Origin of the sequence: Pseudomonas sp. ES1 (assembly GCF_050586605.1) — a bacterium.
Classification (GTDB): Bacteria; Pseudomonadota; Gammaproteobacteria; order Pseudomonadales; family Pseudomonadaceae; genus Aquipseudomonas; species Aquipseudomonas sichuanensis.
Genome location: NZ_JBOBDM010000098.1, coordinates 1 through 13,378 on the forward strand (window position 1 = coordinate 1; position 13,378 = coordinate 13,378).

14 protein-coding genes are annotated in these 13,378 nt (G+C 66.2%); 6 read left to right on the forward strand and 8 right to left on the reverse strand.

Translation table 11 applies throughout. The features are described from left to right. Positions 1-36: 36 nt before the first annotated feature. From ACQ4N9_RS25550 to ACQ4N9_RS25565, 4 genes are all read right to left on the reverse strand, one after another. On the reverse strand, positions 37-642 hold the full coding sequence (locus tag ACQ4N9_RS25550; RefSeq protein ID WP_390970856.1) for an START domain-containing protein: 606 nt from the start codon (positions 640-642) through the stop codon (positions 37-39). A gap of 90 nt (positions 643-732) precedes the next feature. After that, positions 733-1,569: a bifunctional allantoicase/(S)-ureidoglycine aminohydrolase gene (locus ACQ4N9_RS25555; protein WP_125464268.1), complete on the reverse strand. Its 837-nt coding sequence runs from the start codon at positions 1,567-1,569 to the stop codon at positions 733-735. 132 nt (positions 1,570-1,701) lie between these two features. After that, positions 1,702-3,066: an LLM class flavin-dependent oxidoreductase gene (locus tag ACQ4N9_RS25560; protein ID WP_390970858.1), complete on the reverse strand. Its 1,365-nt coding sequence runs from the start codon at positions 3,064-3,066 to the stop codon at positions 1,702-1,704. Positions 3,067-3,482: 416 nt separating this feature from the next. Continuing rightward, entirely contained in the window at positions 3,483-4,463 is a 981-nt protein-coding gene (locus tag ACQ4N9_RS25565) for an aliphatic sulfonate ABC transporter substrate-binding protein (protein WP_390970859.1), read from the reverse strand. Between the two features lie 204 nt (positions 4,464-4,667). On the opposite strand from ACQ4N9_RS25565, the gene ACQ4N9_RS25570 reads away from it, so the two are divergent. After that, complete coding sequence (locus ACQ4N9_RS25570; RefSeq protein WP_390970861.1) at positions 4,668-5,561, forward strand: hypothetical protein; 894 nt, start codon at positions 4,668-4,670, stop codon at positions 5,559-5,561. Between the two features lie 13 nt (positions 5,562-5,574). Here the strand turns inward: ACQ4N9_RS25570 and ACQ4N9_RS25575 are convergent, their stop codons facing one another. Both ACQ4N9_RS25575 and ACQ4N9_RS25580 read right to left on the reverse strand, forming a co-directional pair. Further along, on the reverse strand, positions 5,575-6,459 hold the full coding sequence (locus ACQ4N9_RS25575) for a DMT family transporter (RefSeq protein ID WP_390970863.1): 885 nt from the start codon (positions 6,457-6,459) through the stop codon (positions 5,575-5,577). Positions 6,460-6,568: 109 nt separating this feature from the next. Continuing rightward, complete coding sequence (locus ACQ4N9_RS25580; RefSeq protein WP_390970865.1) at positions 6,569-7,237, reverse strand: class I SAM-dependent methyltransferase; 669 nt, start codon at positions 7,235-7,237, stop codon at positions 6,569-6,571. A gap of 103 nt (positions 7,238-7,340) precedes the next feature. On the opposite strand from ACQ4N9_RS25580, the gene ACQ4N9_RS25585 reads away from it, so the two are divergent. The 3 genes from ACQ4N9_RS25585 (at position 7,341) to ACQ4N9_RS25595 (ending at position 10,178) form a co-directional block, all read left to right on the forward strand. Next, positions 7,341-8,093, forward strand: a complete 753-nt coding sequence (locus ACQ4N9_RS25585; protein WP_323833623.1) for a class I SAM-dependent methyltransferase — start codon at positions 7,341-7,343, stop codon at positions 8,091-8,093. A gap of 159 nt (positions 8,094-8,252) precedes the next feature. Further along, complete coding sequence (locus ACQ4N9_RS25590; RefSeq protein ID WP_390970867.1) at positions 8,253-9,227, forward strand: quinone oxidoreductase family protein; 975 nt, start codon at positions 8,253-8,255, stop codon at positions 9,225-9,227. A gap of 18 nt (positions 9,228-9,245) precedes the next feature. Further along, positions 9,246-10,178, forward strand: a complete 933-nt coding sequence (locus tag ACQ4N9_RS25595) for a LysR family transcriptional regulator (protein WP_390970869.1) — start codon at positions 9,246-9,248, stop codon at positions 10,176-10,178. Between the two features lie 116 nt (positions 10,179-10,294). On the opposite strand, the gene ACQ4N9_RS25600 is transcribed toward ACQ4N9_RS25595, so the two are convergent. Together ACQ4N9_RS25600 and ACQ4N9_RS25605 are read right to left on the reverse strand one after the other, a co-directional pair. Beyond that, on the reverse strand, positions 10,295-10,624 hold the full coding sequence (locus tag ACQ4N9_RS25600) for a hypothetical protein (protein ID WP_258704397.1): 330 nt from the start codon (positions 10,622-10,624) through the stop codon (positions 10,295-10,297). Between the two features lie 74 nt (positions 10,625-10,698). Further along, positions 10,699-11,349 carry a DUF998 domain-containing protein gene (locus ACQ4N9_RS25605; protein WP_390970871.1) on the reverse strand — a complete coding sequence of 217 codons (651 nt, stop codon included), beginning with the start codon at positions 11,347-11,349 and terminating at the stop codon, positions 10,699-10,701. Between the two features lie 191 nt (positions 11,350-11,540). Here ACQ4N9_RS25605 and ACQ4N9_RS25610 point away from each other — a divergent pair, with 191 nt between their 5' ends. Further along, a complete protein-coding gene (locus tag ACQ4N9_RS25610) occupies positions 11,541-12,290 on the forward strand; it encodes a FadR/GntR family transcriptional regulator (RefSeq protein ID WP_323833630.1) in 750 nt (249 codons plus the stop codon). A gap of 140 nt (positions 12,291-12,430) precedes the next feature. Further along, positions 12,431-13,318, forward strand: a complete 888-nt coding sequence (locus tag ACQ4N9_RS25615) for a pirin family protein (protein WP_390970873.1) — start codon at positions 12,431-12,433, stop codon at positions 13,316-13,318. The last annotated feature ends 60 nt before the right edge of the window (positions 13,319-13,378 follow it).

Consider the following 13,378-nt stretch of genomic DNA (forward strand, 5'->3'; position numbering starts at 1 on the left):
GCGATGCTTTCATGGACCCTTGAATTGGTCCCGCGCTCAACGCTGCCGTTCGGCCACCGCACGCAACGTGCGCAGCGTCACCACTGGCGCATCCACCACGAACCGGTTGGCCAGCCAGCCCGGTACATCCCCGGCCGGATCAGCCTGCAGCTGATAGGTCACCTCGGTCCGCTTTGCACCCACAGGCTTCATGATCCATTCCCCGTTGATGCGCTTTACGCGGATCAGCCCCGGTTCTTCCGGCACCCTGCCAGGGTCGGCGCTGAGGTGGCGTACCAGCGTACCGTCGTCCAGCCGCTCGGTGCTGACCTTGAGCACCATGTCCCGCGGCAGCGTGGGCCACGGCAGGTTGGTGGTGAGGTACACCCAGGTGCTGTCGCCTTCCACGTCCAGCAGGCGCATCTGCTCGCACGCATACAGCCATTTGCACGCCACCCGCAGGTTTTCCTGCAGGTCGGTGAGCGTGCGCACGCTGGCATTCATGGTGCTGACGCCACGGAACTGCTGGTAGGGGGAGCCGGGGACGCTGCTCAGGTAGACGCGGATACCTTCGCGGTCATAGGCCAGCTGCCAGTCGTCGGCGGCCAGCAGCGGGGCCGGTAGCGACAGCAGCAGGGCAAGCAGCAGGTGGGAGAGGGGCATGATCGGTGGCCGCAGCAAGGGCAAGCTGCAAGTATGGCCACAAAAACAAAGCCCGCCATCAAGGCGGGCTTTGCAGACATCAACCTGAACTCAACGCTGCGGGTTGAGGGTCAGGTGCACGTGGCGGTTGACGTCTTTGTACAGCAGGTAGCTGAACGGGCCCGGGCCGCCGGAGTAGCAGGCCTGCGGGCAGAAGGCGCGCAGCCACATGAAGTCGCCGGCCTCGACCTCGACCCAGTCCTGGTTCAGGCGGTACACCGCTTTACCTTCCAGGACATACAGGCCGTGTTCCATGACGTGGGTTTCGGCGAACGGGATCACGCCGCCCGGCTGGAAGGTCACGATGTTGACGTGCATGTCGTGGCGCATGTCGGCCATGTCGACGAAGCGGGTGGTCTTCCAGGCGCCTTCGGTGCCCGGCATCTCGATGACGGTGGCGTTGTCGCGGTGGGTGACGAACGACTCCGGCACCGGCAGGCCTTCGACTTTCTGGTAGTGCTTGCGCAGCCAGTGGAAGGTGACGTTGGCCTGGCTGTTGTTGCGCAGGCTCCACTCGGCGCCCGGGGCCAGGAAGGCGTAGCCGCCTGGGACCAGGGTGTGGTGCTTGCCTTCGACGGTGATGTCGATCTGGCCTTCGACCACGAACAGCACCGCTTCGGCGTTCGGGTCCAGCTCAGGGCGCTCGCTGCCGCCTTCCGGGGCAACTTCGACGATGTACTGCGAGAAGGTTTCGGCAAAACCGGTCAGCGGGCGGGCGATGACCCACATGCGCATCTTGTCCCAGAACGGCAGGTGGCTGGTGACGATGTCACGCATCACGCCTTTGGGGATGACGGCATAGGCTTCGGTGAACATGGCACGGTCAGTCAGCAGCTCGGTCTGAGCCGGGTGCCCACCGTGGGGGGCGAAGTAGGATGGTTTCGACATGAACGGTCTCGACTTGTTGTTCTCTCCCCATGCCTTTGACCACACCGGCCGGTGCGTGCAGGGGATGCCGGGACAGCATAAGAGCCTGTCCGCGCCATCCACAAATTAAATGTTGAAATACCGGGTATTTGCTTACTGAATGCGTACCTGGCGCCCGACATGCTCCGCCGGCAAGCGGTCGCCGTGGCCGAACAGCTTGTGGCGCAAGGTGCCGTCCTCGTAGGCGGTGGGGTAGCGGCCGCGGTGTTGCAGCTCGGGCACCAACAGCTCGACCACATGGGCCAGATCGTCCGGTTGCACCGCATAGGTGAGGTTGAAACCGTCGATGCCGGTCTGGTCCAGCCACTGCTCCAGCTGGTCGGCCACCTCGCTGGCGCTGCCCACCAGCACCGGGCCGCGCCCACCCAGGCCGACGAACTCAGCGGCCTCGCGCACGGTCCAGCGGCGGTTCGGGTCGGCGGCGGTGAACGCCGCCAGGGCGGCGCGGCCGGCGTCATTCTCCACATATTCAATGGACGCGTCGGGGTCCAGGCCGGCGAAGTCGATGCCGGTCCAGCCCGACAGCAGCGCCAGGGCAGCGTCGAGGTCTACGTAGCGACGGTATTCGGCGAAGCGCGCTTCGGCCTGCTCGCGGGTAGCCCCGACGATCAGCAGTGCCTGCGCATAGATCAGTACCTCGTCACGCCCGCGCCCGGCCACCTCGCTGGCCTGGCGAATGCCGTCGGCATAGCGGCGCAGCACTGCGGGCGTCGGGCCACTGATGAACACGCACTCGGCGTGCCGTGCGGCGAACTGCTGGCCGCGTGCCGAGGCGCCGGCCTGGAACAGCACCGGGGTGCGCTGTGGCGAGGGTTGGCACAGGTGCATGCCGGGCACCTGGAAGTGCTCGCCGTGGTGGTTGATCGGGTGTACCCGGCTGGGCTCGATATAGCGCCCGGTTTCGCGCTCCAGCAGCACCGCATCGTCTTCCCAGCTTTGCTCCCAGAGTTTGTACAGCACCTGCAGGTATTCTTCGGCCAGGTCATAGCGCTGGTCGTGGCCGAGCTGCCGGGGCAGGCCCAGGTTGCGCGCGGCGCTGTCGAGGTAGCCGGTGACGATGTTCCAGCCGACCCGGCCATTGCTCAGGTGATCGAGGGTGGACATGCGCCGGGCGAAGGGATACGGGTGCTCATAGGTCAACGAAAAGGTCACGCCGAAGCCCAGGTGCTGCGTGACCCCGGCCATGGCCGGCACCAGCAGCAGCGGGTCGTTCACCGGCACCTGCACGCCGCCGCGCAGGGCCGCCTCGGGGCCGCCCTGGTAGACGTCGTAGATGCCCAGCACGTCGGCGATGAACAGCGCGTCGAACAGGCCACGTTCCAGCAGGCGGGCCAGGTCGGTCCAGTAGTCCAGGCGGTTGAACTCGACACTGGTGTTGCGCGGATGGCGCCACAGGCCGGGCGACTGGTGGCTGGCGGCGTTCATGCTGAAGGCGTTGAAGCGGATCGGGCGGGGCATCGTTACCTCCTTGTCAGGGCCATGGCCTTCAAGGTCTTTGAATGAGATTGTGTGAGGGCTTCAAGGGTTCGGCGAAAGGGGTGCAGCGCCTGTGAGATCGAGCGCCGCCCGCGCGGCGCATCGCTGGCAAGCCAGCTCCCACATTTGTTTCGGGCCAATTATTCCTGTGAAAGTACCGCTGCCCGCCTTGGCGCATGCCTTGAGTCAAGTGGGGCGGCGGCAACGCCCACACTGAAACCGCGTCGTATCAACAAGGCGGACAGTGATGACCTTGCAGGAGTAACTGGCCCGAAACAGATGTGGGAGCTGGCTTGCCAGCGATGCGCCGCGCGGGCGGCGCTCGATCTCACAGGCGCAGAAAGCCTCTCGTCGAACACTTGGAAGCCCCACCCCAATCACCTCGCAAGGCATCCCTGTCAGGGCAGCACAGAGGCCGGGTAAACCGCCTCAGCGACGTTCAGCTTGCGCGGGATCAGCCCCAGCCCCTGGAAGGTGTCGGCCAGCTTCTGCTGTTCGGCGACGATCTGCGGGGTGATGGCTACGGCGTTGTAGTTGCGCCGCTCGCTGGCGGTCTTGAGCACGTCGGCCCCGATCCCCAGTTGCGGCGCCAGCAGGCTGGCGACTTCGCCGGGCTGGGCGTTGGCCCATTGGCTGACCTTGGCCAGTTCGCCGAAGAAGGTCTTGAGCAGCGCGCGGTGCTGGTCGGCGAAGTCGGCGGTGGACAGGTAGAAGGTACGGTTGTTGGACAGCCCGCTGCCGTCACGCAGGTTCTTCAGGCCCGGCTGCGCTTCGGCGGCAGCCAGGAACGGGTCCCACAGCGTCACGGCCTGCACGCTGCCCGACTGCAGCGCGGCGACGGCATCGGCGGCGTTGTTGACGTAGGCCGGGGTGATGTCCTGGTAGCTCAGACCGGCCTGCTCCAGGGCCACGGCCAGCAGATACTGGGCGTTCCAGCCGCGGCCGGTGGCCACGCGCTGGCCCTTGAGCTGGGCGACCGAGGTGATCTGGTCCTGCTCGCGCACTACCAGGCCGATGCCGCGCGGGTAGGGCTGCTCGGCGGCCAGGTAGACCACCGGCTTGCCGGCGGCCTGGGCGAACACCGAAGGCGCGTCGGCGGCATGGCCCAGGTCGATGGCGCCGGTGCTCAGCGCTTCGAGCAGCTGTGGGCCGGCGGCGAACTCATGCCAGCTGACCTTCACCCCCTGGGGCGCCAGGGCTTTTTCCAGGGCACCGCTGCCCTTGAGAATGTTGATGCTGTTGAACTTCTGGTAGCCGATACGCAGGGTCTTGCCATCGTCGGCAACCGCGTTGGACCAAGGCAGGAGGGCGCTGGCAACGCTGGCCAGCAGGCCGCCGATCAGCAGGCGGCGCAGGGGGGAGGAGGCACGGGAAGGCACGGTGAGGGCTCCTTGAATAGGCGGGAAAGCGTGGCTCCAGCCTACGGAGCTGGCAGGGGCTATTTCAATTTGTTTATTCCATTCAGTTAGATTGTTTTGTTATTTTTATATCCATTTATTTTGTCGTGACCGATCGGTCACTGAGCCATGACATTTTTTTCACATCCCCTTGCTACGATCGCGCCACTTTCAGGAGCTCGATCGATGATGCATGTTCTGCGCAAGCGCAGTGCCCGCCTGGCCCTGGCCGTCGGTGCAGGGCTGGTGGCCAGTACCTTGGGTTTCTTCGCCTGGCAGAGTTTCTATCCGGTGCAGGCCGCTGATGGCTGGCGTGTGCAGTTGCTGCACGGCGAGGTCGACAAGGCTGCCTCGTTGTTGCCGCAGTTGGATGGCAGCCTGCTGGTGAGCCGTGAGCTCAACGGTGGCAAAGGCAGCATCATCAAGATCACCGCCGACGGCGACCGTGTGGTGCTGATCGAAGGCTTGTCCAAACCCGATGGCATGGTTGCCGTGGAGGGCGGCTGGGTGTTCAGCCAGGAGGTGGGCGAGGCGCCGGTCAGCCTGTCGCGCAATGGCCAGGTCATGCCCTTGTTCCAAGGCAACAATGTGCAAGGCCTGTACAACGATGGCGAACACCTTTACGCGATCGAAGACCGCAAGGGTGATGGCCGGCTGATGCGCTACGACTGGCGCAGCGGCCAGCTGGATGTGCTGCGCTCGGGCCTGACCGAAACCGAAGGGCTGACCCGTTGCAACGACGGGCGCCTGCTCTACACCGAAAAGGCCAGCGGCAAGATTCGGGCGCTCGGCGACGATGGCCAGGACCCCGTGGTGGTCGAAGGTTTGCGCAACCCCACGTTCCTGCTCTGCGATGCACGCGGTCTGTGGATCACTGAGGACTCCACCCACCGTGCCCGGCTGCTGCGCGTCGACGGCGATGGATCGCGCCATACCGTGCTCAGTTTTCTCAAGGCACCGCAGGCGATCGTGCCCGACGGCAGCGGCGGTTACCTGCTTGCCGAGGGTGGTCGCGACCGTGTGCTGCGCCTGACGCCGCCGCAAGACCCTGCCGTGCAAGCTGTTTCCGCCCGGCAGTAGCCTGGCGGCCGAGTCAACTGGGCAGGCGTGGGCCCTTGCCGGGCAACAGGCCAAGCACCAGCATGCAGCCGAACAGGATCACCAGGCCACCGAAGGCTTGCAGCCAGCTCAGCGCCTCGCCGAGGAACAATGCCCCGACCAGCACGGCGACCAAGGTCACCACGAACTCGACGCTGATGGTGCGGGTGGCGCCGATGCGGGCCACCAGGCCGAAATACAGGACGTAGGTGGTGGCGCTCATCACCGCGCCACTGATGCCCAGGTAAAGCCAGTCCGCGGCCTGCGGAACGCCCGGCACCGGGACCAGCACCAGCAACGGCAAGGTCAGCAGGCCGCCCGCGAGGAATGCGCCGCCAGTCACTGTCCACGGATCCTGGCCGCGCAGGTGCAGGCTGGCGTAGTTGCTGCCGAACGCCGCGCACAGGCAGCCGCCCAACGAGGCGATACAGCCGTGGACGAAGTCTTCGTTGACCTCCTGTGCCGGGAAACCCACCAGCAGGATGATGCCGAGCAGGCCTAGCAGCAGCCCGGCCAGCCCTTGCAGGCTGATCTTCTCCAGCCCCCAGAGGCGGCCGATGATCATCGAGAACAGCGGAATGGTCGCGACGATAATCGCCGCCATGGCGGTGCCGATGCGCGGTGTGGCGTAGGACAGGCCGATCAGTTGCCCGGCCACGGTGGTAGCGCCCACCACCAGCAGCGGCCTGAGCAGTGGCCGCAGGCGCAGCGTGCGGCCAAGCAGGGCGGCCAGCGCGGCCAGGGTGCCTGCGGCGATCAGTGCGCGCAGGCTGACCGCACCCACCCAGCCAAAGGCATGCACCACCTTGAGAATGACCAGGAAAGAAAAGCCCCAGGCGATGGCCAGGAACAGGTAGGCGGCAAGGTCGCGGGGTTGCATGGGCAGCAGGGTCCGTCCGGGGCAGGGCAGCGCAGGCTAGCGGCAGGCACGGGGGTGGAGCAAGACGCCGGGGCGCTTGCTGTCGCAATCGGAACGCCCAGGCGCCTAGTCAGTCGCGTTGCGCAACCAGCAGCAGCGACTGGGGCTGCCGCTGCTGCGGATGCTGCGGTTCCTGCAGTTCGAGCAGGCTGAAGCCGGCCATCTGCAGCGCCTTCAACCAGCTGGCCAGGGTACGGAAATACCAGGGCATCGGCTGCCAGTCACCACTGAGTCCGCAGAACGTCTCTTCGCGCCAGCCATCCTGATAGTCGCCGGCGGCGGTTGTCCACGGGTGCAGGGTCTGGATCACCAGCGTTCCCTGCGCTTGCAGCAGCCCGTGCAGGGCTGCCAGCAACGGGATGATGTCCTGGTGCAGCAGGGCGAAGTTGGCGCAGACCAGCGAGTAGTCGTGGCCGATGTCCACCTGCCTCGCGGCCAGTTGCTCGTAGGTGGCCAGGTGTACCGCGGGCGAACCCGCCGCATGTGCGGCAGCCACCAGGGTTGCGTCGCCATCCACCCCGACCGCTTCGACACCCCGGTTGTCCAGTGCCCGCAACAGCCAACCTTCGCCACAGCCCAGGTCGAGCACCCGCGCCGGCTGACGGCCGAGCACGGCGAGGAGCATGGCCTGGTCGGTAACCTGGCGACGGGACTCGATGGCGCCGCCGCGCACGGCGTCGATCCAGGCCTGGGCGTTGTGCTGCCAACTGCGCAGCAGCGGGTCTTGTGGGGTTGGCATGCAAGGGCTCCGGTGGGCGCGGGTGGCACAAGGATAGGCCAGATCCGCCTTGTGTCATGGGGGCGTTGCTCGGCACACTGGCACGTCCTCTAAGGAGCATGGCATGGCACTTGCGAAAGCGGATTTCACCACGCGGTTGTTGCTCGACGCCGGAATAGGCCCTGGCATGCGTGTGCTGGATGTCGGTTGCGGCAGCGGCGACGTGAGCCTGCTGCTGGCCCGCCTGGTGGATGGCGATGGCGCGGTGGTGGGCGTTGACCAGGCTGCCGGGGCGCTGGAGAGCGCCCGGCAACGCGAGGTGCCGAAGGGCGCTGCGCCACCTGAGTTCATCCACGCCGACCTGCACGCGCTGCCTGGCTCGCTGGGGCTGTTCGACGCCATCGTCGGGCGTCGGGTGCTGATGTACCAGCCGGATGCGCTCAAGGCCGTGCGGGGGCTGGCCCGGCACTTGCTGCCGGGTGGCGTGATGGTGTTCCAGGAGCACGACGCCAGCCTGACGCCGGCCAGCCTCGAACCTTTCCCCTTGCACCGCAAGGCCCAGCAGTGGCTGCAGCGCATGCTGGAGCAAGAGGGCGCCGACCTGCACATTGGCTTCAACCTGCACCGCATCTTCAGCCAGGCCGGGCTTGCGGTGGAGGACCTGCGCGCCGAATGCCTGGTGCAGACGCCCGACAGCCGCTACGCCCTGGCTGATATCGTGCGCGCCTGCCTGCCGCGGATCATCGAACAGGGCGTGGCCAGTGCCCGCCAGGTAGGTATCGAAACCCTGCAGTCACGGCTGGATGCTGAGCGCCAGGCCAGTACCGGAATCTATATCGGCGACATGCTGTACGGCGTGGTGGCGCGCAAGCGCTGACCGCTCGGCGGTGGCCAGCGCCACTGCGGTGATCACCAGCACGCTCATTCGAGTGATTGCTGTTTCAAGTGCACGAATCATCTGCACCAGGCCTCATTGTTCGATCTATTGCAGCACTCTAGCCTGAGCCTGACTTTTCAATCACCCAAGGAGACGAACATGGCCAAGCGAATAGTCCTGCGGCAGACTGGCGGCACTGAAGTCCTGAACCTGCAGGACCTGCCGGTACAACAACCCGGCCCCGGCGAGGTATGGCTGGAACAGACCGCAATCGGGGTCAACCCGCTGGACGTCCTACAGCGCAAGGGCGGCGCGCCGTTGCCGCTGCCCTGCGGCCTGGGCCTGGAAGGCGCTGGGCGGGTGGCCGCAGTAGGCGCAGGCGTCACCAACGTGAAGGTGGGCGACTCTGTGGGCTATGCCACCGGCCCGCTTGGCGGCTACGCCAGCGCACGCTTGTACCCGGCCGAGCGGTTGGTGAAGCTGCCGGCGGGCCTGGGCGAGGAGGAGGCCGCCGCGACCCTGTTCAAGGGCATCACCGCCCAGTACCTGCTGACCAGCACCTACCCGGTCGGCCCCGGGACGCGGGTACTGATCTATGGCGCCGCCGGAGCGCTCGGCCAGTTGATGGTGCCTTGGGCTAAACACCTGGGGGCGACCGTCATCGGTGTGGTGTCGCGGCCACAGAGCGTGGCCCGGGCCAAGGCCGCAGGGTGTGACCAGGTGCTGCGGTTCAACGCCGCCACCCTGGCCGCCGAGGTGCGCGAGCTGACCGTCGGGGAGGGCGTGGACGTGGTCTACGACAGCGTCGGGCGCCTCTCGCTCGAAGCTTCGCTGGACAGCCTGCGCCCGCGCGGTCTACTGGTGTCGTTCGGCGGCAGTTCCGGCGCGCCGGCAGCCATCGAGGTCGCCACGCTCAATGCCAAGGGCTCGTTGTTTGTCACCCGGCCGTCACTGGCCGCCCACACCCGCACCGCCGAGGAGTACCAGGCCCGCGCGGCAAGCGTGCTGGCTGCGCTGGCCGCGGGTATCATCCAGCCGCGGATCTGGCGCCGCTACCCGTTGGCCGATGTGGCCAAGGCCCATGAAGACCTGGAACTGGGCCGGTCGGAGGGAGCGCTGATCCTTACCCCCTGACCCCGGATGAGCCTTGCCATGGACCCCTTCGACAGCCGTCGCGCCGACGAACTCGCCACCTTGCTGGCCCTGCACGAACAGGGTTCGTTCGCCGCCGCCGGGCGCCAGCTGGAGCGCCACCCTTCGGTGCTGTCCCGGCGCCTGGGTGCGCTGGAGCAGCGTCTGGGCATCCGCCTGGTGGAACGCACCACCCGCCAGCTGCGTTTCACCGACGAAGGCGAGCGCCTGGTGGAGCGCCTGCGCCATGCCAGCCGGTTGATAGACGAGGCCGAGCAGGAGGCTGCACTGGGCGCCGCACAGGTGCGCGGCCGCCTGCGCCTTGCGCTGCCGGCGGCCATGGGTCGGCGCTGGCTGAGCGGGCTGCTGGCGGACTTCGTGCTGGCCCACCCGCAGGTCACGATTGACACCGAGTACGCCGACCGTTTCGTCGACCTGGTGGGCGAGGGTTTCGATGCGGCCATCCGTATTGGCGAGCTGGCCGACAACCGCCTGGTGGCCAGCAAGCTGTGCGAGCACTTGCGCATCCTCTGCGCCGCGCCTGGCTACCTGGCGCGGCATGGCACGCCACAGTTGCCGGCCGACCTGGCCAGCCACAACTGCCTGGGCTTCAGTGGGCTGCGTTCGTTCCCCGAATGGCACCTCACCGCCAAGGGCCGCCAGGCGAGCGTCAAGGTCGCTGGCAGCCTGCGCGGCAACGACAACGAGGCGCTGCTGGAGGCGGCGCGGCGGGGCGTGGGGATTATCGCCGGTGGCGACTGGTTGATGGTCGAGGACCTGCAGGCCGGCCGGCTGGTGCGGGTACTGCCGGAGTGGCAACTGGATGTGGCCGCGGGGATCTACCTGGTGCGGCCTTCGGCGCGGCTGAACACGGCGGTGATGCGGGCGTTCAAGGCGTGGCTCGAGGCCCGTTTCAAGGAAGGCGCGCCATGGCGGCATGATTCTCGATGCTAAATTACATTTGCTATGTAAATCATTGATTTTAAAGGATTTATCCAGATTAGCGCTGGATGTGGAGAATCTGGATAAATCACTTTTAGATATCCTTATAAATCATTGATTTATAAAGATTATCTCTTCGCAAGTGCATGCTGAGCACACTGCTCATAGTAGGTCTGTTTGATCGCCGCCGGCTTGAGTTGCGAGCGGCTGTTGTAGGTCTGCTCGGTGATGCCGAAGGCGGTCATGCGCATCCAGGGTTTGGCGAACTTGCGGGCCTGCAGCTTCTTGCGCGTGGCGTACAAGGTGACCCCGGAAAGCTTGGCCTGCTGGGCCTCGGCGGCGATCTGCGCCCCCCAGCCGCACACCTGGTGATCGTTCTGGCTCAGTGCCCGGGCCTGGGCGCCGAAGGTGGCGACGGCCAACAGGCAGCCGGCTACGCTTGCTAGAAATACCCGCATGTTGCTGTCCTAAGCGTCTGAAGGAAAACGGAGTTTGCCCGTACTTCAAACGCCCGGGGGCCAGCAATTTGCCGTCAGGCGATGGCCATGCGCAGTGGGTTGTGGCGGCTGGCTCGCAGCGACACCAGGGCCAGGGCCGCCAGCCACAGCAGCGAGACCCCGTAGTTCAGGCGCTGGTACAGACCGAACAGTTCCCCGCTCTCGGCCGCCCGCGCCATCAGCAGCACCGTGACCACCGCCAGCACGGCGCACAGCAACGACCACCAGGCCAGGCCGCGCGATCGGGCCAGGCGCTGGCCGAGGCCGATCCACAGCACGCAGGCCAGGGTCAGGGAGAGGAACATCAGCAACCCGCTGAGGTTGTGCAGTTGTTGCGACAGCGAAGGTGCCACCGGCGCACAGCCGGCATCACAGGCAAACCAGCCTGTGCCCAGGCTGCCCACACCGTGCAGCAGGATCAGCAGCGCGCTCAGCTGCGCCAGCCTGGATTGTCGCCACCGTCGCGCCAGCCCCCAGGCAAACAGGGCGAACAGCAATGCCAGGGGGAAGTTGTTGATCCATGGCGAGAGCGTGTGGGTGGGGGCGTCCACCGCGCCAAGCTGGCTCATGGCCTGTTGCAGGTGGCTGTAGCCGGGGTAGGCCTGGGCGGTCAGGGCGACGCCGATCAGCAGCCAGAACGGGATCAGCAGGCCGCTGGCGAGCAACAGGCGATCGAATGTCTTCATGCAGGTTCCTTCCTTGGTGGGCATGGGCAAACGCGCAGCCTAGCGCCATGGCAGGGCATTTCGCCAGCATTCGATAGCGCCCCGTTGCCTGCCAGTAGGCGATGAGAGGTGAAATCCCCAGCGGACGTATGTGATCGTACAACCGCATGCGCTATCATCACGCCTGTCTTTCACAACAAGATGTACAGGGCATGACAGAGCAGCAGGTACAGCCACGCACCCGGCGCAAGCCGCGCAGTCTGGCGCAGGAACTGGTCACGGTGCTGACCGAGCGCATTCGCAGTGGCCAGCTCAAACCCGGCGACAAGCTTCCCACCGAATCGCAGATCATGGTCGAGGAGGGCGTCAGCCGTACCGTGGTGCGTGAAGCCATATCGCGGCTGCAGGCTGCCGGCCAGGTCGAGACCCGCCACGGCATCGGCACATTCGTCCTGGACGCGCCGACTGCCGGCGGTTTCCGTATCGACCCGGCCACCGTTGTCACCCTGCGCGAAGTGCTGGCGGTGCTGGAACTGCGTATCGCCCTGGAGATCGAGTCGGCCGGGCTTGCCGCGCAGCGGCGCAACGACGAGCAGCTGGCCGGCATGCGCGCCGCACTCGACGAGCTCAACGAAGGGGCGGCCCACGCCTCGGACGCGGTCTCGGCGGACTTCCAGTTCCACCTGCGCATCGCCCAGGCTAGCGGCAATCACTACTTCGCCGATATTATCAACCACCTGGGCACCAGCATTATCCCGCGCACCCGCCTCAACTCCGCGCGCCTGGCCCATGACGACCAGGCCCATTACATGGGCCGGCTGATGCACGAGCACGAAGCCATCTACGAGGCCATTGCCCGGCACGACAGCGAAGGCGCGAAAATGGCCATGCGCCTGCACCTGAGCAACAGTCGCGAGCGCTTGCGCCAGGCCCATGAACAGGCCGAGGCGCAGGGGGTCTGATACCTCTGCCGGCTGTACCGGCCAGTTAGCCTGTACAGCCAGATTGTTCTACTTGTAGAACGATGCATGCCATTTTGGCTGTCTAGCGCACGATTAACCTCATCTGTAAGGTGGTGCTCATCCACGAGAGGAGGTTTCTCATGAAAAAAATCCAGGGTATCCACCGCAGCCCCCACGCCCACTGGGTGGGTGACGGTTTCCCGGTACGCAGCCTGTTCACCTACGACCACCTGGCCCGGCATATCAGCCCGTTCCTGCTGCTGGACTACGCCGGCCCCCACGATTTTGCCCCCACCAGCGCCCGCCGTGGCGTCGGACAGCATCCGCACCGCGGTTTCGAGACGGTGACCATCGTCTATCAGGGCGAACTGGAGCACCGCGACTCCACCGGCGCCGGTGGCCTGATCGGCCCGGGTGATGTGCAGTGGATGACCGCCGCGGGCGGCATCATTCACGAGGAGTTCCACTCGCCGGCCTTCGCCAAGCGTGGCGGCACCCTGGAGATGGTGCAGTTGTGGGTCAACCTGCCGGCCAAGGACAAGCGCGCCGCCGCCGGCTACCAGACCTTGCTGGCCAGCGACATCCCAGTGGTGGCGCTGGAGGGCGAGGCGGGCAGCCTGCGGGTGATCGCCGGCCGCTACCGCGAGCACCAGGGCCCGGCCCGCACCTTCACAGACATGGATGTGTGGGACCTGCGCCTGAAGGCCGGCGCCAGCCTGCAGTTACCGGTTGCCAGCGGGCGCAACGCGGCGCTGGTGGTGCTGCGCGGCACGCTGCGGGTCAACGGCGAGCGCGAGGCCGGCCCGGCCAGCCTGGTGCTGTTCGAGCGTGATGGCGAGGGGCTGCGCATCGACGCGCTGGAGGACGTCAGCGTGCTGTTGCTCAGCGGCGAGCCGATCGATGAGCCGATCGTAGGTTACGGCCCGTTCGTGATGAACAGCCAGGCCCAGATCGCCGAGTCGTTCGACGACTTCCAGGCCGGGCGTTTCGGCCAGATGGGCGGGGTCGAAGCTGGTCCCGTCAGGTAACGTTTCATCGTCGGTAATGGGGCTGCTTTGCAGCCCTTCGCGGGTAAACCCGCTCCCACA